General features: G+C 65.1%; 27 protein-coding genes. 10 read left to right on the top strand and 17 right to left on the bottom strand.

Going from position 1 to position 24,151, the window contains the following annotated elements; translation table 11 throughout:
* The first annotated feature begins 109 nt into the window (after positions 1 to 109).
* The 3 genes from BLT16_RS12120 to BLT16_RS12110 are packed head-to-tail and all read left to right on the top strand — an operon-like array spanning position 110 to position 2,234.
* On the top strand, positions 110 to 1,123 hold the full coding sequence (locus BLT16_RS12120) for an aminoglycoside phosphotransferase family protein (protein ID WP_089658765.1): 1,014 nt from the start codon (positions 110 to 112) through the stop codon (positions 1,121 to 1,123).
* On the top strand, positions 1,120 to 1,797 hold the full coding sequence (gene murU / locus BLT16_RS12115; RefSeq protein ID WP_089658764.1) for an N-acetylmuramate alpha-1-phosphate uridylyltransferase MurU: 678 nt from the start codon (positions 1,120 to 1,122) through the stop codon (positions 1,795 to 1,797). Before BLT16_RS12120 ends, murU begins: the two co-directional genes overlap by 4 nt.
* Positions 1,798 to 1,814: 17 nt before the next feature.
* Positions 1,815 to 2,234 carry an OsmC family protein gene (locus BLT16_RS12110; RefSeq protein ID WP_089658763.1) on the top strand — a complete coding sequence of 140 codons (420 nt, stop codon included), beginning with the start codon at positions 1,815 to 1,817 and terminating at the stop codon, positions 2,232 to 2,234.
* A 51-nt stretch (positions 2,235 to 2,285) separates the two neighbouring features.
* On the opposite strand, the gene coq7 is transcribed toward BLT16_RS12110, so the two are convergent.
* The 5 genes from coq7 to phaR all read right to left on the bottom strand — a co-directional run bounded on the left by coq7 (position 2,286) and on the right by phaR (position 6,269).
* On the bottom strand, positions 2,286 to 2,927 hold the full coding sequence (coq7, locus tag BLT16_RS12105; protein WP_089658762.1) for a 2-polyprenyl-3-methyl-6-methoxy-1,4-benzoquinone monooxygenase: 642 nt from the start codon (positions 2,925 to 2,927) through the stop codon (positions 2,286 to 2,288).
* A 149-nt stretch (positions 2,928 to 3,076) separates the two neighbouring features.
* Positions 3,077 to 3,418 carry a histidine triad nucleotide-binding protein gene (locus BLT16_RS12100; RefSeq protein WP_089658761.1) on the bottom strand — a complete coding sequence of 114 codons (342 nt, stop codon included), beginning with the start codon at positions 3,416 to 3,418 and terminating at the stop codon, positions 3,077 to 3,079.
* Positions 3,419 to 3,442: 24 nt separating this feature from the next.
* The gene (locus BLT16_RS12095; RefSeq protein WP_089658760.1) at positions 3,443 to 4,315 is read right to left on the bottom strand and encodes a phosphoribulokinase; all 873 of its coding nucleotides are present in this window, start codon (positions 4,313 to 4,315) and stop codon (positions 3,443 to 3,445) included.
* 126 nt (positions 4,316 to 4,441) lie between these two features.
* On the bottom strand, positions 4,442 to 5,728 hold the full coding sequence (gene purD, locus BLT16_RS12090) for a phosphoribosylamine--glycine ligase (RefSeq protein ID WP_089658759.1): 1,287 nt from the start codon (positions 5,726 to 5,728) through the stop codon (positions 4,442 to 4,444).
* A 91-nt stretch (positions 5,729 to 5,819) separates the two neighbouring features.
* A complete protein-coding gene (gene phaR / locus BLT16_RS12085; RefSeq protein WP_089658758.1) occupies positions 5,820 to 6,269 on the bottom strand; it encodes a polyhydroxyalkanoate synthesis repressor PhaR in 450 nt (149 codons plus the stop codon).
* A gap of 120 nt (positions 6,270 to 6,389) precedes the next feature.
* Here phaR and BLT16_RS12080 point away from each other — a divergent pair, with 120 nt between their 5' ends.
* Entirely contained in the window at positions 6,390 to 7,103 is a 714-nt protein-coding gene (locus tag BLT16_RS12080) for a 16S rRNA (uracil(1498)-N(3))-methyltransferase (protein ID WP_089658757.1), read from the top strand.
* On the opposite strand, the gene BLT16_RS12075 is transcribed toward BLT16_RS12080, so the two are convergent.
* The 11 genes from BLT16_RS12075 to BLT16_RS12025 form a co-directional block, all read right to left on the bottom strand.
* On the bottom strand, positions 7,100 to 8,413 hold the full coding sequence (locus BLT16_RS12075) for a lytic murein transglycosylase (RefSeq protein WP_089658756.1): 1,314 nt from the start codon (positions 8,411 to 8,413) through the stop codon (positions 7,100 to 7,102). The two genes, BLT16_RS12080 and BLT16_RS12075, sit on opposite strands and share 4 nt — an antisense overlap.
* 92 nt (positions 8,414 to 8,505) lie before the next feature.
* Complete coding sequence (locus tag BLT16_RS12070) at positions 8,506 to 8,955, bottom strand: DUF3429 domain-containing protein (protein WP_089658755.1); 450 nt, start codon at positions 8,953 to 8,955, stop codon at positions 8,506 to 8,508.
* Between the two features lie 10 nt (positions 8,956 to 8,965).
* The gene (locus tag BLT16_RS12065; protein ID WP_089658754.1) at positions 8,966 to 10,390 is read right to left on the bottom strand and encodes a DASH family cryptochrome; all 1,425 of its coding nucleotides are present in this window, start codon (positions 10,388 to 10,390) and stop codon (positions 8,966 to 8,968) included.
* Positions 10,387 to 10,539, bottom strand: a complete 153-nt coding sequence (locus BLT16_RS12060) for a DUF2256 domain-containing protein (protein ID WP_089658753.1) — start codon at positions 10,537 to 10,539, stop codon at positions 10,387 to 10,389. The genes BLT16_RS12065 and BLT16_RS12060 overlap by 4 nt, the downstream gene beginning before the upstream one ends.
* 193 nt (positions 10,540 to 10,732) lie before the next feature.
* Positions 10,733 to 11,137 (bottom strand): monovalent cation/H(+) antiporter subunit G, encoded by a 405-nt coding sequence (gene mnhG / locus BLT16_RS12055; protein ID WP_076746543.1) that lies wholly within the window; start codon positions 11,135 to 11,137, stop codon positions 10,733 to 10,735.
* Positions 11,130 to 11,399, bottom strand: a complete 270-nt coding sequence (locus tag BLT16_RS12050; RefSeq protein ID WP_076746542.1) for an MrpF/PhaF family protein — start codon at positions 11,397 to 11,399, stop codon at positions 11,130 to 11,132. The genes mnhG and BLT16_RS12050 overlap by 8 nt, the downstream gene beginning before the upstream one ends.
* A gap of 27 nt (positions 11,400 to 11,426) precedes the next feature.
* Complete coding sequence (locus tag BLT16_RS12045) at positions 11,427 to 11,900, bottom strand: Na+/H+ antiporter subunit E (protein WP_089658752.1); 474 nt, start codon at positions 11,898 to 11,900, stop codon at positions 11,427 to 11,429.
* A complete protein-coding gene (locus tag BLT16_RS12040; protein WP_089658751.1) occupies positions 11,897 to 13,459 on the bottom strand; it encodes a Na+/H+ antiporter subunit D in 1,563 nt (520 codons plus the stop codon). The genes BLT16_RS12045 and BLT16_RS12040 overlap by 4 nt, the downstream gene beginning before the upstream one ends.
* A complete protein-coding gene (locus BLT16_RS12035; protein ID WP_076746539.1) occupies positions 13,456 to 13,803 on the bottom strand; it encodes a Na+/H+ antiporter subunit C in 348 nt (115 codons plus the stop codon). The genes BLT16_RS12040 and BLT16_RS12035 overlap by 4 nt, the downstream gene beginning before the upstream one ends.
* Before the next feature lie 54 nt (positions 13,804 to 13,857).
* Positions 13,858 to 14,289, bottom strand: a complete 432-nt coding sequence (locus tag BLT16_RS12030) for a Na+/H+ antiporter subunit B (protein WP_089658750.1) — start codon at positions 14,287 to 14,289, stop codon at positions 13,858 to 13,860.
* Positions 14,282 to 16,624: a putative monovalent cation/H+ antiporter subunit A gene (locus BLT16_RS12025; RefSeq protein ID WP_089658749.1), complete on the bottom strand. Its 2,343-nt coding sequence runs from the start codon at positions 16,622 to 16,624 to the stop codon at positions 14,282 to 14,284. The genes BLT16_RS12030 and BLT16_RS12025 overlap by 8 nt, the downstream gene beginning before the upstream one ends.
* 326 nt (positions 16,625 to 16,950) lie before the next feature.
* Between BLT16_RS12025 and BLT16_RS12020 the strand changes: the two genes are divergently transcribed.
* The 6 genes from BLT16_RS12020 to BLT16_RS11995 are packed head-to-tail and all read left to right on the top strand — an operon-like array spanning position 16,951 to position 22,804.
* Positions 16,951 to 19,743, top strand: coding sequence for a monovalent cation/H+ antiporter subunit A (locus BLT16_RS12020; protein WP_089658748.1), 2,793 nt, complete (start codon positions 16,951 to 16,953; stop codon positions 19,741 to 19,743).
* Positions 19,743 to 20,084: a Na+/H+ antiporter subunit C gene (locus tag BLT16_RS12015; protein ID WP_089658747.1), complete on the top strand. Its 342-nt coding sequence runs from the start codon at positions 19,743 to 19,745 to the stop codon at positions 20,082 to 20,084. Before BLT16_RS12020 ends, BLT16_RS12015 begins: the two co-directional genes overlap by 1 nt.
* Positions 20,084 to 21,601 (top strand): monovalent cation/H+ antiporter subunit D, encoded by a 1,518-nt coding sequence (locus BLT16_RS12010; protein WP_089658798.1) that lies wholly within the window; start codon positions 20,084 to 20,086, stop codon positions 21,599 to 21,601. Before BLT16_RS12015 ends, BLT16_RS12010 begins: the two co-directional genes overlap by 1 nt.
* Positions 21,598 to 22,095: a Na+/H+ antiporter subunit E gene (locus tag BLT16_RS12005; protein WP_089658746.1), complete on the top strand. Its 498-nt coding sequence runs from the start codon at positions 21,598 to 21,600 to the stop codon at positions 22,093 to 22,095. Before BLT16_RS12010 ends, BLT16_RS12005 begins: the two co-directional genes overlap by 4 nt.
* Positions 22,089 to 22,358, top strand: coding sequence for a K+/H+ antiporter subunit F (locus tag BLT16_RS12000; protein WP_089658745.1), 270 nt, complete (start codon positions 22,089 to 22,091; stop codon positions 22,356 to 22,358). Before BLT16_RS12005 ends, BLT16_RS12000 begins: the two co-directional genes overlap by 7 nt.
* An 11-nt stretch (positions 22,359 to 22,369) precedes the next feature.
* On the top strand, positions 22,370 to 22,804 hold the full coding sequence (locus BLT16_RS11995; protein ID WP_089658744.1) for a Na+/H+ antiporter subunit G: 435 nt from the start codon (positions 22,370 to 22,372) through the stop codon (positions 22,802 to 22,804).
* Here BLT16_RS11995 and hemH read toward each other — a convergent pair.
* Positions 22,801 to 23,874, bottom strand: a complete 1,074-nt coding sequence (gene hemH / locus BLT16_RS11990; protein ID WP_089658743.1) for a ferrochelatase — start codon at positions 23,872 to 23,874, stop codon at positions 22,801 to 22,803. The two genes, BLT16_RS11995 and hemH, sit on opposite strands and share 4 nt — an antisense overlap.
* Between the last annotated feature and the right edge of the window lie 277 nt (positions 23,875 to 24,151).

Genomic DNA, 24,151 nt, shown 5'->3' with positions numbered 1-24,151 from the left:
TGTCGTCCCGCGACTGGCGCTCGTCGCCGGTAGCGTCTGGCTCAGCATGCGGCGGTGCCCACGGTCCGTCAACCGCTGGCGCCCCACAGCCTCTCGACCAGGAGTCTACATGCCCCCTACGCCGCGCCTCGCCGCCTTGACCCAGTGGAGCGCCGCCCGCCACGGCCTTGCAGCCGGCAGCGTCGACCTGCGGCTGGCAGCAGGCGACGCAAGTTTTCGTCGCTACTACCGTCTGACCCTGCCCCACGGTGATACGCGCATACTGATGGACGCCCCTCCCGAGCAGGAGGACAGCGCGCCCTTCGTGCGCATCGCCGAACAGTGGCAGCGAGCCGGCCTACCGGTACCCGTCATTCACGCTGCCGATCTCGAACAGGGCTTTCTGGAGCTCGAGGACCTTGGCGATACCCCGCTCAGCGAGCGCCTGAGCGACGCCGCCTACGACGCTGCCGAAGCACTGCTCGACCAGCTCCAGAGTGACGCGCCGCTGGATGATCTCCCGGCCTACGATGCTGCCCTGCTGGGTCGCGAACTCGACCTGTTCCCCGACTGGTGTCTGGCACGGATGGTCGACCTCGCACCGCCGCCCCGGTGGGCGACCTGGCGCCAGCGGCTGATCGACATGGCGCTGGCCCAGACACGGGTCGCGGTGCATCGCGATTTTGACGCCATGAACCTCATGCTCCATCGCGACCAGCTGTATGTGATCGACTTTCAGGACGCCGTGGCCGGACCGCTCAGCTACGACTTGATCTCACTGCTGCGCGGTCGTTACCGGCGCTTCGATCTGGCTGATTTTGGCCGGCGCTGCGAGGCCTTTCGCCAGCGCGCCGTCGCCGATGGGCGCCTGCCGGCGGATACCGGGACCGAGGCGTTTCGCCTCCAGGTCGATGCCATGGCGGCCCAACGCAGCCTCAAGGTGCTAGGCATCTTCTGCCGGCTCACGCTGCGCGACGGCAAGCGCGGCTACCTGGCGCGCCTGCCGCACTTTCTCGCCCATCTCGAGGATAGCCTGGCGCCACACGCCGAGTTCGCCGGCCTCGGCGACTGGCTGCAGGCGCAGTTCGCGCCGGCGCTGTCCCGCGCCCTGCAGGCACGTGACGTCGAGGTCACCGCGCCATGAAGGCGATGATCCTGGCCGCCGGGTTCGGCACCCGCATGCGTCCGCTCACCGACCACTGCCCCAAGCCACTGCTACCGGTGGCCGGCAAGCCGCTGATCGGCCACCATCTGACGCGGCTGGCAGCGGCGGGCATCGATGATATCGTGATCAACGTCAGCTATCGCGGCGAGCAGATCATCCAGGCGCTCGGTGATGGCCGTGACTACGGCGTACACATTACCTGGAGTCGGGAGGAGGCGCCGCTGGAGACCGGCGGAGGCATTCGCCAAGCCCTGCCGCTGCTCGGCGACGCGCCCTTCCTGCTGATCAACGGCGATATCTGGTGTGATGCCGAGCTCAGCGCGCTGCCGACGCTGGAGGGCGCCCTGGCGCACCTGTGGCTGGTCGACAACCCCGACCATCACCCGGCCGGCGACTTCCACCTCGACGATGCCGGCACGGTTCACGTCGAGGGCTCGCCGCGCCTGACCTTTGCCGGCCTCAGCCTGCTCGACCCGGCGCTGGTCAGCGACCAGCCGCCAGGTGCCTTTGCCTTGGCACCGCTGCTCAAGCGTGCCATGGATGCTCGCCAGGTGCGCGGGCACCACCATCGTGGTGCCTGGGTCGACGTTGGCACTCCGCAGCGTCTGTATACACTCGACGCCCACTTGCGGCGCTCAGCCTCCGCTCAATGAACCACAAGGACCGCAATATGAAAGCCAGTGTCAAATGGACCGATGGTCGTCAGTTCGTTGCCGAAGCCGGCAGCGGCCACAGCGTGGTGATCGACGGTCCGCCCGACCACGGCGGCCGCAACACCGGCCCACGCCCGATGGAAATGCTGCTGATGGGGCTCGGCGCCTGTACTTCCTTCGACGTGCTGGAGATCCTCGAAAAGTCCCGCGCGCCGGTCAGTGACTGCGTGGCCAGCATCGAGGCCGAACGAGCAGACAGCGTGCCCAGTGTCTTTACCAAGATCCACGTGCACTTCACCGTCAGCGGCCATGGGCTCAAGGATAAACAGGTAGAGCGCGCAGTATCGCTGTCCGCCGAGAAGTACTGCAGCGCCTCGATCATGTTGGCCCAGGGCGGAGTGGAGATCAGCCACTCCTATACCATCGTCGAGGAGTAGCGCCGAGCGCCACAGGGTGGTGCCAAGCTGCTAGGCGCTTGCAGCTTGGCGCTACAGCCGGTAGACGCTTTGGGTCATCACCTTGGAGACCAGGCGCATGCCCAGCTTGACCGGTAGCGGAAACCGCGCTCCACCGGCTTCCAGCGCCCAGCGTTCGTGATGCGCTTCATCCTCGCGCATCTGCTCGAGCACCGCCCGCGAACGCTGATCCGCCGCAGGCAGCGCTTGCAGATGGAGGTCAAGGTGCTTGCCGACCTGCTCCTCGGTAGCCGCCACGAACCCCAGGCTGATCCGATCGCCCACCCCACCGGCTAGCGCACCCAGCCCTAACGACGCCGCATAGAACAGCGGATTGAGCAGGCTAGTGCGGCCGTCCAGCTCCTGCAGCCGAGCATCGCACCAGGCCAGATGGTCGATCTCCTCCTGCGCGGCACGCTCCATCTGCCCGCGCGTATCGGGCAGCTTGGCGGTCAGCCCCTGGCCCTGATAGAGCGCCTGGGCGCACACCTCGCCGGTATGATTGATGCGCATCAGCCCCACCGCATGCTCACGCTCGGCTTCGCTGAGTGACGCCTCGGGCAGATCGCCGGCCGGCGACGGCCGCGACGCCTGGGCCGCATGCGGCACCAGCGTACGCAGCAGGCGATCGAACTGGCCGATCCACTGATCGCTGGAAGAGAGTTGGCGTGACATGGCGGCGCCTCCTGGCACGGGTAACGACGTGGCCACGCAGCAGACGGCCGCCCGTAGGCGGCCGTCCGTTACTGCGCTGTTAGAGTGGAAAGAGTATGCACCGATGCGTCGCAGCACTTGGTGGTTGCGCGAAACTCGCAGAGCGCCAGCTAGCCAGCCGGCCATGTAAAGCGGCGACCGCCCATCAGGTGCATATGTATATGGTAGACGGTCTGGCCGCCATTTTCATTGCAGTTCATCACCACTCGATAGCCCTCATCGGCGAAGCCAAGCTGCTTGGCCAGCTTGGCCGCGATCAGCGGTAACCGCCCTACCAGCGCCTGATCTTCCTCGGTGAGGTCATTGAGCGTGGCGATCGGTTTCTTGGGGATGATCAGGATATGCGTCGGGGCCTGGGGATTGATGTCGTGAAAGGCCAGCACCTGGTCGTCTTCATAGACGATGTCGGCCGGGACTTCCCGCTCGATGATCTTGCTGAACAGCGTAGACATGACGACTCCTCACGGGTGATGCGGTCAACGAAAGCGCCGCTGGGCTAGCAGATGGCGTACCAGTGGGGCGAGGATCAACTCCATGGCCAGCGGCATCCGCGAGCCGGGCACGACCAGGGTGTGCGGACGGCTCATGAAAGCATCCTGGATCATCGCCAGCAGATAGGGAAAGTCCACCGCCGAGGGGTCACGGAAACGGATCACCACGAACGACTCGGCGTCGGTGGGAATGTCCTGCACCTCGAAGGGGTTGGAGGTGTCCACGGTAGGCACGCGCTGGAAGTTGATATGGGTACGCGAGAACTGCGGCTGTATGTAGCGCACGTAGTCATGCATGCGTCCCAAAATGGTATCGATCACCGCTTCCTGGGAATAGCCGCGCAGCTTGGTGTCACGGTCGATCTTCTGAATCCACTCGAGGTTCATGGTCGGCGCCACGCCGACCAGCAGGTCGACGTGGCGGGCGATATCCAGGTCGGCGGTGACCAGCCCGCCGTGCAGCCCTTCGTAAAACAGCAGGTCGGTGCCGCAGGGTAGCGGCTGCCAATCGGTGAAGGTGCCGATCTGGTGGCCGCCCTCGATCATGCGCTTGTCTTCGGCGTGGATATAGTGCCGATAGGTGCCGGTACCCTGCTCGCCATACTCCTGCAGCAGCGCCTCGAGGCGGTCAAGCAGATTGGCCTCGACGGCGAAGTGCGACAGCTCGTCGGTGCGTTCCGGCTCTTCCCGGAACATCCGTGCCAGCTCGTCGCGGGTGTAGCGGTGGAAGGCGTCACCGTCAACGAAGGCGGCATGCACGTCCTCACGGGCGAACATACGCTCGAATGTCCGCCGCACCGTGGTGGTCCCGGCGCCCGACGAGCCGGTCACCGCAATCACCGGATACTCGCGGGACATCAGTCGCGCCCCGCGCAGGGCTGACGGCAATGGCGCCGGATGACTGTTAACATCATGGGTCTCTCCGATTGTTGCTGTCAGCGGCGAAGGGAAGACCGACAGGCAGCCGTGTCAGGATGACGCCAATCACGTCTCCCGGGCAATCGCCCGATGGGCAATATCGCGGCGCAGCAGTACCTCGGGCCAGTCGATGGCCGCAGCCCCACAATAAGCCAGATCGCGCGCCTGGGAAACGCTATCTCCCAGGGCGGTGACGCAGAGTACGCGGCCCCCGCTGGTCACCACGCGACCCTCGGCGTTGATGGCCGTGCCGGCATGGAAGACCTTGCAGCCGGTGGCCGCGGCATCCTCGAGGCCGTCGATGACATCGCCCTTGCGGTAGTCGCCGGGATAGCCGCCGGCCGCCAGCACCACGCCAACCGCGGCGCGTGGGTCCCACGCGCAGTTCGCTGCGTCCAGCTCACCGCGGGTGGCGGCCAGGCACAGGGCCGCCAGGTCGGACTGCAGGCGCAGCATGATCGGCTGAGTCTCAGGATCGCCGAAGCGGCAGTTGTACTCGATCACCTTGGGGTTACCCTCGGCGTCGATCATCAAGCCGGCATACAGAAAGCCGACATAGGGATGGCCCTCGGCGGCCATGCCCTCGACGGTGGGCACAATCACCTGATCCATGATGCGCTGATAAACCGCCGGGGTCACCACCGGGGCCGGCGAATAGGCGCCCATGCCACCGGTGTTGGGGCCGGTGTCACCGTCGTAGGCACGCTTATGGTCCTGACTGGTGGCCATCGGCAGCACGTGCCGGCCGTCGACCATGACAATGAAACTGGCCTCCTCGCCGTCGAGAAACTCCTCGATCACCACGCGTGCCCCGGCATCGCCAAAGGCGTTGGCCTCGAGCATGTCGCGGATCGCCGCCTCGGCCTCGGCTTCGTTCATGGCCACGATCACGCCCTTGCCGGACGCCAGGCCGTCGGCCTTGATCACGATCGGTGCGCCCTTGTCGGCCAGGTAGGCCAGTGCCGGTTCGATCTCGGTAAAGGTGGCGTAATCAGCGCTGGGGATGGCGTGACGCGCCAGAAAGTCCTTGGTGAAGGACTTGGACCCTTCGAGCTGGGCGGCGGCCCGGGTGGGGCCGAAGATGGTCAGCCCAGCGGCCTGGAAACGGTCCACCACGCCCGCCACCAGCGGCGCCTCGGGGCCGACGATGGTCAGCTCGACGCCCTGCTCGCGGGCAAAGGCCTCGAGCCCGGCCAGGTCGTCGGCGGCCACCGGAACATTCTCGAGCTTGGGCTCATGGGCCGTTCCGGCATTGCCGGGCGCCACGAAGACCCCCTCCACCGCAGCAGACTGGGCGACCTTCCAGGCCAGGGCGTGTTCGCGGCCACCGCCGCCGATGATCAGAACCTTCATCTAGAGACCTTGCTCGACAGATTGATACGCAGGATGGGAAAAATTTCGGGTCGACAGTATGCCAGAAAGCCCGGCCGCCTGTCGGCCGCCATTACTCCTCGTCGTCCTTGCGTTCCTGCCCCTGGTTGATGGTCTGCTGCCAGAAGCGCATGTTCTCCTCGGCCAGCTCGCGCATCAGCTCCATCGGCGAGTGGCGCATGGCCTGCTGCCATTGATCCTGCATGCGCTGTTGCTGCTCCATCATCAGCCGCGTGCCCTGCTCCAGATAGCGCGCCAGCGGCAGCGGCTGAGACATGGCGTAGACGCGGATCAACTGCTCCAACAGGTCGTTGGAGAACACCTCCGACTCGCCATCGGCCTGCTCCTGCTCGATGATGATCGAGAGCAGGATGGTACGCGTCAGATCCTCACCGCTCTTGGCATCCTCGACGCGAAACGGCACTTCGTCGAGAATCAGCCCGCGTAGGTCCTCGAGGGTCACATAGCGGCTCTGTTCGGTATCGTAGAGACGACGGTTGGCATACTTGCGAATCACGCGCACAGCGCTACTCCTTTATCCATTGTTGCCCGTATTGTGCACCGGCTGGCCAACCATGCAAACGAAACTCGCCCACGCTGGGGTAGACTATCGGCTGTCCGCCCGCCGTAACGAAGAGACGCGATGAACCTGATACTGCTCGCAGAAGACGAATGGCGGTCCGACGGCCAGGCCCATGTCGACGATCCACGGCGCCTGCGCCACCTGCGCGAGGTGCACCGCGCCAGCCCCGGCGACGAACTGACCCTGGGGCGGTTGGGCGGCGGCATCGGTCGCGGCCGCTTGACGCGACTCGACGACCAGGGCGCCCGCTTCGAGTGTGATGCCCTCGATCAATCGCCTCCCCCCGCACTGGACATCGAGTTGATCCTGGCCCTGCCGCGCCCGCGCATGCTGGCGCGCAGCCTGGAGCACGTCACCGCGCTGGGCGTGAAGCGCATCACCCTGCTGCACACCCGCCGCGTCGAGAAGAGCTACTGGCAGTCACCGGAGCTGGCTGCCGACAAGATCCATCAGCATCTGGTGCTGGGCCTCGAGCAGGCTCGTGACACCGTGCTTCCCGAGGTGCGCCTGGCCACACGCTTCAAACCCTTCGTCGAAGATAGTCTGGCAGACGAGATCGCCGGGCGTCGGGCGCTGCTTGCGCATCCCGGCATGCCGGCGGCCTGCCCGCGAGGCATTGAAGGACCCGCCACCCTGCTGGTCGGCCCCGAGGGCGGCTTCATTCCCTACGAGGTCGAACAGCTGCTGGCGGCCGGCTGCGAGGGCATCCATCTCGGCCCGCGCATCCTGCGCGTCGAGACCGCGGTGGTGGCACTACTGGCCCGGCTTGGCTAGCGGCGCTGTAGGCGCTCCAGCAGGCTGAGGGTGGCAAAGCCATCCGGTACCAGCCCCTCGGCGCGCTGATAGCTGCGCAGGCCGCTGCGAGTGTTGGGGCCAAACACGCCATCCGGCGTGCCGGTATCGAAGCCGGCGGCGTTGAGGCGCTCCTGTAGCTCGCGCACCTGGCTGCGGGTCAGCGGCTGCTCGCTACGCGGCCACCCCTGGACCACGCCGCTGCGCCCGGCGATCTGATCGGCCAGGGTGCCCACCGCCAGCGCATAGCTGGTGGCGTTGTTGTAGCGCAGGATCGCCCGATAGTTGGGGCCGACCAGGAACGCCGGCCCGTTAGCGCCCGCCGGCACCACCACCGCCGCGTCACTGAAGTCCGGCAGGCTGCCGCCGTTCACCGGGCGCACCCCGCGCTCGGCCCACTGGCGGCTGCTCAGGCGGGTATCGTCGGCCTGGGAGTAGTCGAACCCACTGCCCAGTTCGACTTCGACACCCCACGGCTGCCCGCGCTGCCAGCCGGCTCGCGCCAGGTAGTTGGCGGTCGACGCCATGACGTCGGGAATGCTGCCCCAGATATCACGGCGCCCATCGCCATCGCCATCCTCGGCGTAGGCCTCGAAGCTCGAAGGGATGAACTGGGTGTGCCCCATGGCGCCGGCCCACGAGCCGATCATCCGCTCGGCGGCGATATCGCCCTGCTCGATGATACGCAGCGCTGCCATCAGCTCGCCGCGGGCGAAGCTCTGACGGCGGCCGTCATAGCCCAGGGTAGCCAGGGCATCAATGGTCGAGAAGCTGCCGAAATTGCCGCCGTAGTTGCTCTCGATGCCCCAGATCGCCACCACGATCTCGGCCGGCACGCCATAGCGCTGCTCCATTTCTCGGGCGGTGTCACGATGCTCGGCGAGCTTGTCACGGCCCTGATTGATCCGCGTCGAGGAGACCGCGGTGTCGAGATACTCCCAGATGGGTCGCACGAACTCCGGCTGCGAGCGGTCGAGCTCGATGATGCGTGGCTGATAGCGCACATTGCTGAAGGCCTCATCGAGGGTCGACCTGGCGATACCTTCGCTGCGCGCATGACGGCGGAAGTCATCGACCCAGGCCATGAAGCTGGCGGGTCGCTCGGCACCATTGTCGTTGCTGGCAGCGCCGCCACTCGAGGCAGTCGTGTCGGATTCGACGGCACTATCGGTTGCAACATCGCTGGCGTGGGAATCGGACTCGTCGGCGGCAGCCGGCGGTGCCAGCTGGGCACCCGACTGGCAGCCGGCAAGCATAGTGAATACGAGCGAAGTGAAGAAAAGCTTACGCATGGCAATCCCTGTCAGCAGTTCCGAAATGAGTCAGTCTGTGACCGGGATCATCGCCCAGAAGTGCCTTCGGAGCCAGCCCCGTTTGCCAGCGTTCAGCCCATCACGAGACGCAGTATCATCAGCCCATGTCCGCCGACGACGCACAGCGTCAGAGAGCGCCTCAGCGACCGGTACCATCCTGGCAGTCGCGCCCGGCTGACAGGCTGACTTTCATAGGCATGGATCAACAGATATCCCGCCAGCAGGATTACCGTGGCGGCCAGATCCGACAGCAGCAGCGCCGGCCAGGCAATCAGGCTGGGCAGCATGCTGCGCAGCATTCGTGCGGCAAACGCTGCATCCTCTGGCGCATCCAGGCTCATTGCCACGCCCCACTGGACGCCGCCGAGAAACGACAGAATCACCGCGCTGTAGAAGAGAAACGCACTGACCGCCCAGGCTTGCCAATCGGACGGTGCCACCCAGGCCATCGTCAGCGTCATGGCGAACGGTAGCAGGCCGGCGGCACCCAGCCGTGTGGTCAATCGGGTTGGCAACTGCATCCCACGCCCCTTACTCATCCGGCCCTACCGGTTCGACACCGCCTAACGCTGGGATGCGCCATTCACGCCATGCCGGTGGCTCGACAAGCGGCGCCGCGAAGCGCGCGGGAGCCGCCTGCCAGGGCTGGTGGCGGGACGCCCCTTGGGGCAGCGTCTGGAGTGCCGGCAGCCAGTGCGCCACATAGTCCCCTTGAGGATCATAGTGGCGCGCCTGCTTGAGCACATTGAAGTAGCGGTGCTGGCGTGGATCGCGGCCAATCCCGGCCACGTAGCGCCAGTTGCCCCAGTTGCTGGAGGCATCGTAGTCGATCAGGCAGTGCTCGAACCAGGCGGCGCCTAGCCGCCAATCGCCGCCAAGGTCCTTGACCAGAAAACTGGCCACGTTCTGTCTAGCACGATTGGAAAGCCAGCCGCTGGTGCCGAGCTCACGCATGGCGGCGTCAATGAAGGGCACGCCGGTGCTGCCCTCGCACCATGCCACCAGGTTTGCATCGGGCGCCGGCAGCGTTTCGGCACCGAACAGTGCGGCCCCCTCCTGCCAGGCGGCCCAGTAAAAGTAGTCACGCCATAGCAGCTCGAAGATGACCCAGTAGCTTGACGCATTGGCACCGTGCTCCGCCTCCCAGGCGCGCACTTCCGCGTGAACCTGACGCGCTGACAAGCAGCCGTGGGCGAGCCACGGAGAGAAGCGCGTCGAAAAGTCAGCTCCCAGCAGGCCGTTGCGGGTGGTCTTGTAGGTGGCCACCGCGTTGCTGTCCCAGAGGTAGTGATCAAGCCTGGCACGAGCCGCTTCTTCACCCCCTTGCATGTCTAGGCTGGTGGCATCGCTCGGCCGCCATGCCGCAGCACGCGGACAGACCTGATCCAGAGGAGGCAGGCCGCGTGGGGCGCCATCCGGCCACAGCGGCAGGGTCAGTGGGGCAGGCCGAGGATCCGTTACCTGCCAGTCGTGTTCCAACCGGCGTCGAAAGGCCGAAAACGACGACGGTAACTCGTCCAGCGCAAAGGGGAGCTGTCCTCGCTCAAACAGCATGCCCGATTCTACCGGCTGCAGCCGGCAGCGCTGATCCAACGAGTGCGTCAGGCGCTCGAGCTGAGCACGCTCTTCAGGGCCAGGCTCTTCACGCACCAGAACGTGATCGGCCTGCAGCCGCAGGGCCAGCTCGGCGATGATGTCGACGGGGTCACCGATGCGCACCAGCAGGTCGCTGCCACGCTTGAGCAATTCTCCTCGTAGCGCCATCAAACTCTGCCACAGGAAGCGCAGTCGCGCCGGACCGCAGCGGCTAGCGCTCTGCTCAGGCGCCCATTGACGCAGCTCACGGGCATCCAGCACATAGACACAGGCCAAGGCCGCGGTGCCCTCCAGTGAACTGAACAACGGATTGTCAGACACCCGTAGATCGTGACGCAGCCACACAATCGTGGTGCTCATGCCCGCCTCCTGGCGAGTCGCGCATTACGGCGACAGCGTTCACTGCAGTAGCGCACCTCATTCCAGCAGCGCGCCCACTTGCGTCGCCAGCGATAAGGCCGCTGGCACTGCTCACACTGCTTGATAGGCAGATCGCCGGTACGACGCATGCTCACTCTCACTTGCACCCAGGGTGCCCAAGGACTGGCCGCCTGAATCAGACGGGCCTCAATACCTATACAATAATGATATCAATCTACACCCTATGTACACGAAAGAACAGCCTCATCGTGCCGTAGCCACCAACGCAACAGGGCCACCCCGCTGGGGTGGCCCTGTCATCGCCGCATGTTCGACCTGCCGTCAGGGTTTGTCGGTGTGCTTGGGCTGACGCGCAGCATTGGCCTCGGTTTCCAGGCCGCTTTTCAGCTCATGGGTCAGCGGATCATAGTTAGGCTTGAGTTCATCCTTGACCGTACCACTCCACAGCTTGGAGCCGACGAAGTAACCGGCGCGACCAATCACATGCGCAGCCACCGGGGCGGTCATCAGAATGAAAGTGATGATCGCGAAGGCTCGCGCCACCACGCCCACCTCGGCGAAATGCATGGCCACCGCCAGCATGACCAGGATCACCCCCAGGGCCGCCGCCTTGGTGGTGGCGTGCATGCGCGTCAGCAGATCCGGAAGACGCAGGATGCCCAGCGACGCCAGCAGCATGAACAGCGCACCGACGATGATCAGTGTGCCCTTGATCACCTCAATCATCGCGAGGCCCTCCACGTTCCAGAAAACGAGCGAAACCGATAGCGGACAGGAACGCCATCAGCGCAATCACGATTGCGGCATCGAGAAAACTCGACAGGTCGGAACTGATCGCATGCACCCCAACCAGCCCGACGATGATGCTGGCAAACAGTTCCAACGCCACCACCCGGTCGGGCAGACTGGGGCCACGCACCAGGCGCACGAAGGCGAGAATCATCGCCAGGCCCATCAATACCTGGCTTATCAGGATCACGGTATCCAAGGTCACTCCTCACAGGGTGTCGAGCGGTCAGCGGAACAGCGCCAATGCGCGACTCTCCATCTCTTGCAGGCTTTGGCGCAGCTCCTCTTCGTTGTCGAGGAACATCGCGTGAATGTAGAGCACCCGCTTGTCGTCGGAGACATCCAGGCTCAGGGTGCCCGGGGTCAGCGAAATCAGGTTGGCCACCATGGTGATCTCGAGCTCGGTTTCGGCCTTGAGCGGCATCGCGATCACCCCCGGCTGCATGTGCCAAGGGGGAGTGAGTATATCGAAGGCAACGCGCAGGTTGGCGAGGATCAGTTCCTTGATGAAGAAGCCGATGAACATCAGGATCCTCGGAATTCGCCCCGGGTAGCCTTTGAGCGCAGGCACCTGCGGCTCGATCAGCACCAGGGTCACGTAGCCGAAGATCAAGCCCACCACCAGATTGATGCCGGTGAACTCGCCACCCAGGATCACCCAGGCCAGCGCCAGCAGCAGGTTCCAGATCGCACCGGTCATGGACTCACCTCCAGAGCATCACGCAGCAGTACCGTCCGCTCCTCCCCCAGCACCGCATCCATGTAGCCTTGGGGGTCCATCAGCTGTTCACCGGCCATCAGCATCATCTCCATCAGCGGCTGAGCGAAGACGCCGATCAGTACTGCGAACAGCGCCAGGATCGCAACGGGCAGGTACATCAGCCCCAACGAGCTCTTGACCAGACGCCCCTCGTCACCGCTGGGGGTACTGCTTTCCGGAACCAGATTATCCTCTGGCAGCGACTTCCAGAACACTTCGTTCCAGATCTTGACCATCGAATAGAGCGTCATCAGCCCCACCGCCAGCGCCACCGCAGTGACCACGTAGGCCTCGGCCTCGATGCCCGCACGGACGATCACGAACTTGGCGAAGAACCCCGACAGCGGCGGTATCCCGGCCAGCGAGAAGGCCGACAGAAAGAACGCCACCGACAGCCACGGACGCTCCTTGAACAGCCCGCCCATCTTCTTGAGCTGGTAGGTGCCCTGCAGCCGGTTGGTAATGCCGCTGATCAGGAACAGATTGGTCTTGACGATGATGTTGTGCATCACCGCAAAGATCCCGCCGGCCAGTGCCAGCGGCGTGAACAGAGCGAGACCCAGGATCATGTAGCCGATCTGGCTGACGATATGGAACGACAGGATACGCCGGAACTCATATTGCGCCGCCGCGCCCAGCACCCCGGTGACCATGGTGAAGGCCGCCCCCCACAGCAGGATGTCCTGCACGTAAGGCATGGTCTGGTCGAACATCAAGGTGAACACCCGGAACAGCGAGTAGACACCGACCTTGGTCAGCAGACCGGCAAACAGCGCCGACACCGCCACCGCTGGCGTGTGGTAGGAAGCCGGCAGCCAGAAGAACAGTGGAAAGGCAGCGGCCTTGATGCCGAAAGCGATCATGAACATGATCGCCAGCACCTCGACCATCCCCTGGTTCTCGGCCTCGGCCAGGCGCTGGCCAATATCGGCCATATTGAGCGTGCCCACCATCCCATAGACCAGGCCGATAGCGGTGAGGAAGATCACCGAGGCCAGCAGGTTGAGCGTCACATACTTGATCGCCCCCTCCATCTGCGCCTTCTCCCCGCCGAGGATCAGCAGTGCGAAGGAGGCCACCAGCATCACCTCGAACCACACATAGAGGTTGAAGATATCGCCGGTGAGGAAGGCGCCGGCAACCCCCGCCAGCAGCAGATGCATCAGCGGATAAAAGCCAAACTTCTCATGCTGGGTACTGGTCGAGGCCAGTGAGTAGATTGCCAGCCCGAGACCGATGATACCGGTCAGCAGGATCATGATCGCGCTGAGCATGTCGGCCACCAGGCTGATCCCGTAGGGCGCCTGCCAACTGCCCATGTGGATCACCACATAGCCCTCGCGTGACACGCTGGTGATCAGCCATAGCCCCACCACCAGCAGCGCCAGAGTGCCCGCCACGGCGATGAAGCGCTGCATGGGCCGCGAACGCCAGAACAGCAGCGATACGGCGCCACAGAGCAGCGGAATGATAACGGGGAGTGCGACTTCGGGCCTCACGTGTCGGTATCCTTCATCTTGTCCAGATCATCGGCCTTGACGATTTCATAGGCGCGTCGAATCAGTACCACGGCGAAGGCCAGCACGCCGAAGGCGATCACGATCGCCGTCAGCACCAGCGCTTGAGGCAAAGGGTCTGCGACCTGACCGGCCGGCGCCAGGGCCCCTTCGGGGATCAGCGGCGGTGCGCCGCGGGTCATCCCCGCCGAGGTGAAGATCAGCAAGTTGGCGGCATTGGACAGCAGCATCAAGCCGATCACCAGCTTGACGATGGAACGCCGCAGCATCATGTAGATCGCGGTGGCGTAGAGCAGGCCTATGGCGAGCGCCATCAGCGGTTCCATGGCACCTCCTGAATCATGGGCGTAGGCATCACATCTTGCGCCTGGGTCACGTGGTCAGGGCTCATCCTTGTCCACCTCCATCAGCGTCATGATCACTGCCAGCAGGGTACCCAGCACCGCCAGGTAGACACCGATATCGAAGATCAGCGGCGTCGAGGCCTTGAAGTCGATGCCGGGAATCTCCCACCACTGTGCGGTAAAGAACGGCTCGCCAACGAACCAGGCCGGCAGAATCGACAGGGTGCCCAGCAGCAACCCCATGCCGATCAGGTCGCGGGGATCGACCATGCGCAGCACTTCCTTGGTCGCCGTCACCCCGAAGGCAAACAGGTACAGAATGAAGGCCCCCGCCGCGACGAGGCCGGCGATGAACCCACCACCCGGCTCATCGTGGCCGCGCAGCAGCAGAAACACCGAGAACAGCAGCTGCAGCGGCATCAGCAGCCGCGCCGCCGTATTCAGAATGATGGTACCCGACTTAACCATCGGCAGACTCCTTGGCTCCCTGGCCCTTGCCGGCGCCCTTGGCCTCCGGCTTGGGCGCGCGTAGCTTGAGCATCGCGATCACGCCGATCGCCGCCAGTGCCAGCACGAAGATCTCGCCCAGCGTATCCAGTGCGCGGTAGTCGACCAGGATGACGTTGACGATATTGCGACCATGAGCCAGCGGAACGCTGTTCTCGATCATGTAACCGGACACCGGCACGAATTGGTTGCTGGCCACCACGGTGAGGATCAACAACATGATCAGCACCCCCATGGAGCCGGCCACCACCAGGTCCCGCACGCGCTCGAGTGGCGTCGAGAGGCTGGCGAAACGCGGCAGCCGGAACAGGACCAAAATCAGCAGGATCACGGTCAGCGTCTCGACCAGCAGCTGGGTGATACCCAGATCAGGCGCACTGAACAGAATGAAGGTCAGGGCGATACAGAACCCCATGATGCCCACCGAGGCCACCGCACCGAGCCGCGAGCGAGAGATGCAGGCAAACAGCGCGCCGGCCACCATCAAGCCGGTCACCACCGCCTCGTGGAACTGCACGTCGAAGCTGATGGCAAAGGCGGGCGCATGACGCAGCAGCAGCGAATTGCCCACCAGCGCGATCAATACCACTACCATGACCATGATGTAGTTGCGCATATAGCCGTTCTGCAGCACACGGGTCTGCCACTCGGAGATCCGCACGATGCCATCCATCAGGTTCTCGTAGCCGGCCTCCGGGCCGTGGGCGAACAGCGGGTCGAGCCGCGACAGGTTGCCACGCACGCGATCCCAGTGGCGGAACAGTAGGTAGCCGAGCGCCAGGCTGATCAGCGACATGATCAGCGGCAGATTGATGCCATGCCACAGCGACAGCGACACCGACAGCGACTCACCGGCCACCGCCGACGCCGCCGCGGTGAGCAGGCCGGTGCCGGCCAGCACCGGCACCAGGCCGAATAGCAGCGACAGGATGGCCAGCCCCACCGGTCCTGCCAGCATGGCACTGGGTGCCTCGTGGGCGGCCTTGGGCGTCTCGCGGCGCTCGCCGAAGAACGGCCGCAGCACCACGATGGCGGCCACGGCGATGGTGAAGATCGCCGCGGAGAAACTGAGCAGGAAGATGATGGCACGGAAACTGCCGGCCTCGAGCACCGACTCGAACATCAGCTCCTTGCCGATGAAGCCGAACAGCGGTGGCACCCCGGCCAGCGACAGCGCTGCGATACACGCCACTAGCGCGGTCACCGGCATCAGCCGGCGCAGCCCGCCCATGGCGGTGACATCCTTGGTGCCGGTCTCATGGTCGAGAATACCGGCAATCATGAACAGCGCGCCCTTGTACAGCGAGTGGGCCAGCAGGAAGGTGACGAACGCGATCAGCGCCCCCTCGGTGCCGATGCCGAGCAGCATGGTCAGGGTACCCAGCGCCATGATCGTCGAGTAAGCGAGCAGCTTCTTGATGTTGGTGTGGCGCAGCGCCAGGAAAGCACCTGTGAACATGGTCAGGGCACCGACCACCGAGAGGATGCCGATCCAGGCCTCGGTACCGCCGAGCCCCGGGTGCAGACGCGCCAGCAGGTAAATACCGGCCTTGACCATGGTCGCCGAGTGCAGATAGGCCGATACCGGGGTCGGTGCGGCCATGGCGTTGGGCAGCCAGAAATGGAAGGGGAACTGCGCCGACTTGGTAAAAGCGCCGCCCAGCAGGCACAGCAGCATCGGCAGATAGAGCGCGTGATCACGCAGCACATCGCCACTGCTCAGCAGCTCCTGCAGCGACCAGCTATCGCCGGCGATGGCCAACATCACCAGGCCCGCCATCAGCGCCAGGCCGCCGCCGACGGTGACGAACAGCCCCTGGCGGGCCGACTTGCGCGCCTCGAGATCGGTGTGGTTGAAGCCGATCAGCAGGTAGGAGGTGATGCTGGTCAGCTCCCAGAACACGAACAGCGTCATCAGACCGTCGGCCAGCACCAGCCCCAGCATCGACACCATGAAGGCGACGATTACCACGTGGAAGCGCACCAGATCGGGGTGACCCTTGAGGTAGCCGCCGGCATAGATCAGCACGAAGGTGCCGATCACCGTGATCAGCAGCGCGAACAGCATCGACAGGCCGTCGAGCACGAAGGTCAGGCTCATGCCCAGCGACGGCACCCACTCCAGGCTGAACACCAGCACCTCACCGCCCATCACGGCCGGCAGCTGGGTCAACAGCCACAGCGCCAGCGCGGCGGGATAGAGCGCCAATACCAGGCTGGTACGTGCGGCGCACCAACGCTGCAGCAGCGGAGCGAAGGCGGCCAGCACGAAGCCTGAAAGCACGGCAAGTTGCATAACGCGGGTCTCTCCTTGTCGTCGTCGTCACCCGCGCACGCAGGGCGGTGGATGGCGCAATGTTATAAATTTCCTACGCCTAATGATTAACCGCGGGGCGACATGCAAGCCTACAATGGTGGAGGTAAAGCCTATAGAATCAATGTGATAGTTGGCAAGAAATAGCGGTCCGCCGCATCGGAAAAGACCGGCACTTTCCGAGCTTACTCCCTGTTTTTTCTGGAAATTCATCGCCTGACGCACTGGTTTCCCAGTGTCGCCACGCCACGACAATAACCCAACGGCAACGCCCCAAGCGTGCCCCGCTGCGACGGGACCCATCTTCGATGTCACTGCTGTGGACTCTCCTCGCCCCCGTGGCCGGCAGTCTGTTACCGCTGGCCGCTGGTCGCCGCAACCGTCGCTGGTTGACCCTGACCGCCCTGATTCCCCCCTTGCTGGCCCTGCTGCTGCTCAGCCTGACGCTACCCGAGCTGCTGGCCGGCGGCCTGCCGCGCGTGCAGCTGAGCTGGATGCCAGCCCTGGGCCTCGACCTTGCGCTGCGCCTGGACGGCCTGAGCCTGTTGTTCGCGCTGCTGATCCTCGGCCTGGGTAGCCTGATCATCGTCTACGCCGGCCACTACCTGCATCGCGACGAGCCCGATGCACGCTTCTTCGCCTACCTGCTGCTGTTCATGGGCGCCATGCTGGGCATCGTGCTGTCCGACAACCTGCTGCTGCTGTGGCTGTTCTGGGAGCTTACCGGACTCGCCTCCTTCCTGCTGATCGGCTTCTGGTCGCGACTGAGCGACGCGCGGCGTGGCGCGCGCATGTCGTTGGTGGTGACCAGCACCGGGGGCCTGGCGCTGCTGGCCGGCATCCTGCTGATCGGCCAGGAAGTCGGCAGCCTGGCGCTTGGCGATGTGCTGGCGGCCGGCGAGACGCTGCGCGCCTCGTCCCGCTACCCGCTGATCGTGGCGCTGGTGCTGTTCGGCGCCTTTGCCAAGTCGGCGCAGTTCCCGCTGCACTTCTGGCTGCCCCACGCCATGGCCGCACCGACCCCAGTATCGGCCTTCCTGCACTCGGCGACCATGGTCAAGGCCGGCGTGTTTCTGCTGGCGCGGCTGACCCCGGCACTCGGCGACACGTCGCTGTGGGCGCTGTCACTGTCACTGATTGGCCTTGCCACCCTGCTCTATGGCGCCTGGTTTGCACTCTTCGAGCGCGACCTCAAGGGCATCCTGGCCTTCTCTACCATCAGTCACCTGGGCTTGATCACCCTGCTGCTGGGGCTGGGCAGCCCGCTGGCGATCGCCGCCGCACTGCTGCATATCCTCAATCATGCGCTGTTCAAGGCGGCGCTGTTCATGAGTGCCGGTATCATCGACCACCAGACCGGCACCCGCGACCTTCAGCGCCTTGGCGGGCTGGCCCGCGCCATGCCACTGACCGCCACCCTGACGCTGATGGCCACTGCCGCCATGGCCGGGCTACCGCCGTTCAACGGTTTCCTGTCCAAGGAGCTGCTGCTCGCCGCTACCCTCGACAGCCGACTGTTCGGTGGCCTGGGCGCAGCAGTGACGCTGCTGGTAGGGCTGGCCGCCCTGCTCTCGGTGGGCTATTCGCTGCGCCTGGCCGTCGGCGTGTTCTTCGGTGCTGGCCGACCCGATGAGCCAGCGACCCACGACCCGTCCCGCAGCATGCTGGCCCCGGGCCTGCTGCTGGCGGCGCTGTGCCTGCTGATCGGCCTGCTGCCGATGACCCTGGCGGCACCGCTGGTGACGCTGGCGAGCCGGGCGGTGCAGGGCAGCGCCACGCCGACGCTCGATCTGGCCCTGTGGCACGGCCCCAGCCTGCCGCTGGCGATCAGCGTGGTCGCCGTGCTCGGCGGGCTGGTTGCCGCACTGCGCCAGCCCCAGCTGGCGCGGATCGTCGCCCTGTTCCCGCGGCGCGATGCGCGGTGGCTATTCGAGGCCGGTGTCATCCGCCTGACCAAGGCTAGCCTGTGGCTGACCCTCAGGCTCGAGAACGGCTCGCTGCAGCGCTATCTGGCCCTGCTGCTGCTGACCGCCGTGGCCATGGCCGGACTCGGCCTGGCCCAGGTCGAGCGGCTCACCGGCGAGCGTGGCGTGCAGCCGCTGGACGGCATGCTGGTATTGGGCGCGGCGCTGATGGTGTTCGGCGCCGTCGGCAGCGCCTTGAGCCACCGCTGGCGGCTGGTATCGCTGCTGATGCTGTCGGTGGTAGGGCTGTCCGTGGCGCTGACCTTCGTGCGCTTCTCGGCGCCTGATCTCGCCATGACCCAGCTATCAGTGGAGGTGGTATCGATGATTCTGCTGATGCTGGCACTGTTCTTCCTGCCCCAGCGCCCGCCGCCCTGGGTGTCGACCCGGCGTATCCTGCGCGACCTGCTGGTGGCCGGGCTGTGTGGCCTGGTGGTGGCCAGCCTCAACTACGCGCTGCTGACCCGCGAGACCCTCAGCATTGCCGACTTCTTCCTGCGCGAGAGCGTACCCGGCGGCGGCGGCGGCAACGTGGTCAACGTGATCCTGGTCGACTTCCGCGGCTTCGATACCTTCGGCGAGATCACCGTGCTGACCCTGGCCGGGCTAGCCACCTACAAGCTGCTCAATCGTATGAAACTGTTCATGCCGGCCGGTAACGTCGAGGGCATTCACTGGTCGAGGCATCGTCATCCGCTGATCCTGGCGGTGATCGCCCAGATCCTGCTGCCGCTGGCGCTGCTGGTGTCGGCGTATATCTTCCTGCGCGGCCACAACCAGCCCGGCGGCGGCTTCATCGCCGGCCTGATCACCGCCGTGGCGCTGCTGCTGCAGTACCTGGCACGCGGCTACGATTGGACCCGCCAGCGGCTACCGCTCTCCTACCCGCTGGTGGCCGTATCGGGGCTGGCACTCGCCACCGCCACCGGACTCGCCAGCTGGCTGTTCGGCTACCCCTTCCTGACCTCGACGTTTGGGCATTTCCAACTGCCGCTGATCGGCGAGCTAGAGCTGGCCTCGGCGCTGCTTTTCGATCTCGGCGTCTACCTCGCCGTCGTTGGCGCCACCCTGATGATCCTGGTCAACCTTGGCCGAGTGACCACCGTGCACCGCCCCAGCATCGAGGAGGAGAACTGATGGAAGCGCTATTCGCCGGGGTGGTCGGCACCCTGACCGCCTGCGGACTATTCCTGATGCTGCGCGGCCGCACCTTCCCGGTGATCGTCGGCCTGACGCTGCTCTCCTATGCGGTCAACCTGTTCCTGTTCTCGATGGGCGGGCTCAACACCCACGCCGCCCCAGTGATCGGCGAGTCGCTGTCACCCAGTGATCCGCTGCCCCAGGCGCTGGTACTGACCGCTATCGTGATCGGCTTTGCCATGACCGCCTTCGTGGTGATCCTGGCGATTCGCGCACGCAGCGAGCTGGGTAACGACCATGTCGATGGTAAACAGGGCGACGAGGAGCCACCGCGATGATGGCCCAGCATCTGCCGATACTGCCGATCCTGCTGCCGATGCTGGCGGCACTGGTACTGCTCGGCCTGCGCCTCGACGACGCACGCCAGCGTCTGGTCAGCATCACCGCCACGCTGCTGCTGGTCGGCATCTCCACACTGCTGCTGGACCAGGCCGGCAGCGACCAGATACTCCACTATGCGCTGGGCAACTGGCAGGCGCCATTCGGCATCGCCTTGACCCTCGACCGCCTGGCGGCCCTGATGGTCGTTCTCACCGCAGTGCTGGCGCTGGGCTGCGTGACGTTCGCCTGCGCCGGCGAAGACGCCCAGGGCAGCCATTTCCACGGCCTCTTTCAGCTGCAGCTGATGGGGCTCAACGGCGCCTTCCTGACCGGCGACCTGTTCAACCTGTTCGTGTTCTTCGAGATCCTGCTGCTGGCCTCCTACGCGCTGTTGATGCACGGCGGTGGCAAGGCCCGGGTGGGCGCCGGGCTGCACTACGTGGTGCTCAACCTGATCGGCTCGGCGCTGTTCCTGATTGCGCTAGGGGTCCTCTACGGCGCCACCGGCACCCTCAACATGGTCGATATGGGCCAACGCATGGCCGCCCTGGACGGCGATCAGGCGGCGCTGGCCACCACCGGTGCACTGCTGCTGGTGGTGGTGTTCAGCCTCAAGGCCGCCGCATTGCCGCTCTACTTCTGGCTCCCGCGCACCTATGCCGCTGCCCCGGCACCGGTCGCCGCGCTGTTCGCGATCATGACCAAGGTCGGCGTCTATGCACTGCTGCGCGTCGAGTCGCTGGTCTTCACCGATACCCCCGCCAGTGCACCGATCCAGACCTGGCTATGGGTCGCCGGGCTAGCCACCATGGCGCTGGCCATGATCGGTGCACTGGGCGCCCGCGACCTGCGTATGCTGGTGGCCTACCTGGTATTAATCTCGGTGGGGGCACTACTGGCGGCCGTTGGCATGGACCAGCGCGCCAGCGATGCAGCGCTGCTCTACTACCTGCTGCACTCGACGCTGGTCGCCGCTGCGCTGTTCCTGATCGCCGAGCTGATTGACCGCCAGCGCGGCCAGGCCGGCACGCGACTGGTGTGCGGTCGGCGTCTGAACCAGCAGCGCCTGCTCGGCGGGCTGTTCATGATCGCCGCCATCGGCATGGTCGGCCTGCCGCCGCTGTCCGGCGCGCTGGGCAAGATGTGGCTGCTGCAGGCGGCCGATGACGAACAGGGGCTGTGGCTGTGGGCACTACTGCTGCTGGCCACCCTGGCCGCCCTGATCGCGCTGTCGCGAGCCGGGTCGGTGCTGTTCTGGGCCAGCCACCAGGGCAAGCCAGGGACCCAGCGCGCGCATCCCGCGCAGCTCGTCGGGGTACTCTGGCTACTGGCCAGCCTGCCACTGCTGACACTGTTCGCCGGGCCGGTGAGCGGCTACGCCGAGGCCACCGCTGCGCAGTTGGCCCGCACTGACGCCACGCTGGATGTACCCGAGACCGCGCCGCTGGCCGCCGACCCAGGAGCCCGACCATGACATCGCTGGGCCGCCTACTGCCGACCCCTACTCTATCGCTGGTGCTACTGATCATCTGGCTGCTGCTGGTACGCAGCCTGGCCCCCGGCCAACTGCTGCTGGGCGTGCTGCTGGCGATGGGCATACCGCTACTGACACGACGCCTGTGGGAACCGCTGCCGAGGGTGCGTCACCCCTGGACGCTGTGCCGCTTCGTCGCCCGGGTGCTGTGGGACATCCTCAAGGCCAACCTCGAGGTCAGCTATTTGATTCTCAAGCCCGGGCGGGCGCCACGCCCGGGCTTCGTCGAGTATCCGCTGCTGGTGCGCGAGCCGCTGACCATTACCCTGCTGGCCAATACCATCACCCTGACCCCCGGCACCGTCTCGACCAACATTCGCCTCGACCGCTCAACGCTGCTGATCCATGTGCTCGACCTCGACGACGAGCAGGCGTTGGTCGAGGCGATTCGCACCCGCTATGAGCGGCCGCTCAAGGAGATCTTCGAATGCTAGACACGGCACTGTGGATCAGCCTGGCGCTGATCGTCGCCGCCCTGGCCATGAACGTGGCACGCCTGGCACGCGGGCCCGACATTCCCGACCGGCTGCTGGCCCTCGACACCATCTACGTCAACTCCATCGCCCTGATCGTGCTGCTGGGGCTGTGGCTCAACACCAAGGTGTACTTCGAAGCGGCGATCCTGATCGCCATGCTCGGCTTCGTCAGCACCATGGCGATCTGCCGCTACCTGCTGCGCGGCGATATCATCGAATAGGGGGGCACGGCATGGCGTTCTATGTATTACTCGAGTGGGTGATCAGCCTGCTGCTGATCGCCGGCGGCGTGTTCGCCTTCGTCGGCTCGCTGGGCATGCTGCAGTTCAAGGACTTCTTCATGCGCCTGCACGGGCCGACCAAAGGCACCACCCTGGGCATTGGCTGTATCCTGATGGCGTCGATGGTCTATTTCAGCGTGGTGCAGCCGGGGATTCATGTGCAGGAGCTGCTGATCACGCTGTTTCTTTTCATCACTGCCCCGGTCACCGGCCATATGCTGGCCAAGACCGGCCTGCACATGCACCTGCGCTACACCCGTGACACCCGCGGCTCGCCCCCCGAGCTGCGCGATGAGGACGTCGGCCAAGGCCGGGTAGAGCGTCCGCCGCGGCCGCGGCGCCCTGCCAGCGAGGGGCAGAAGCGCCGCTGGCGCCTGCGGCGTTAGATCCAACCGCCCAGCTCGTTAAGCGCCACCTGCACCAATGCCTCGATATGGTCGTCGCGATCGTTGAGGCAGGGCACATAGGTGAAGTGCTCGCCACCGGCGTGCAGGAAACTGTCACGAATCTCCTCGTTGATCTCCTCGAGGGTCTCCACGCAGTCGGAGGCGAAGGCCGGCGAGATCACCGCGATGTGCTTGTGGCCTTGGCGTGCCAGCTCGGCGACGTGATCGACGGTCTGCGGCCCCACCCACTCCTCTGGCCCGAACTGCGACTGGAAGGCGGTGACGATCTGGCTGTCGTCCCAGCCCAGCCGCTCCTTGAGCAGGCGCGTGGTCTTCTGGCACTGGCAGTGGTAGGGGTCGCCTTCCATCAGGTAGCGCTTCGGCACGCCATGGTAGGAGGCCACCAGGATGTCCGGCCGCGACTCGGCGGCCGTATAGGTCTCGGTGACCGAGGCCGCCAGCGCATCGAGGTAGGCCGGGTGCTCGAAGTAGGCCGGCACGGTGCGGATCGCCGGTTGCCACTTGAGCTTCATCAGGGTACGAAAGGCCTGATCATTGGCCGTCGCCGAGGTGGGCGAGGCGTACTGCGGGTAGAGCGGGAAGAACAGGATCTTCTCGCAGCCTTGGGCCTGCAGTCGCCGCAGCACGCTATCGGTGGAGGGGTTGCCGTAGCGCATGCAGAAGTCCACCACTACCTTGTCGCCCAGCTCACGCTCGAGCCGTGCAGCAAACTTGGCGGTCTGGTCGCGGGTGATGGTCAGCAGCGGGCTCTCATCCTTCTCCTCGTTCCAGATACTGCGATAGGCCTTGCCGGAACTGAACGGGCGCTTGGTCAGGATGATGCCCTGCAGCAGCGGCTGCCACTTCCAGGAGGCGTAGTCGACGACCCGCTTGTCGGAGAGAAATTCATTGAGATAGCGGCGCATCGACCAGTAGTCGGTGGCGTCTGGCGTGCCCAGATTGGCGAGCACCACGCCGACCTTGGCGCGAGTCACCGGCGGGTGGTCGGGTCCGGCATGGGCCAGCCGGCCTTGGCCAGGCTGGTCGAGTTCCACATCACTTGCTGACATGCAGAGGCATCCTTTTAATTGGGTCGCCGCGCTACCGCAGGCTAGGCTCTGTACGAAAACTGTCTGCGCTCGCCCATACGGCGTTAAAATTCGGCTCAAAGTACTCATTTACACCCCGTAAACTCGCGCGCGAGCCCGGTCCGTTTTCGCCGTCTTTTGCCTTGTCTGGCCATCGCTCGCCGACTTTTCGTACAAACCTAGGACTTGTTTGTCGGCAGCCGCAGTAGGCCTAGGTTGGGTCGAAGTCGTAGAGCGATTCTAGCATCCGACTCGTCGC

The sequence above is a fragment of the Franzmannia pantelleriensis genome (assembly GCF_900102875.1).
In the GTDB taxonomy this organism is placed as follows: Bacteria; Pseudomonadota; Gammaproteobacteria; order Pseudomonadales; family Halomonadaceae; genus Franzmannia; species Franzmannia pantelleriensis.
The sequence above is the reverse complement of the archived record's forward strand: the minus strand, read 5'-3'. Positions and strand labels throughout refer to the sequence as shown.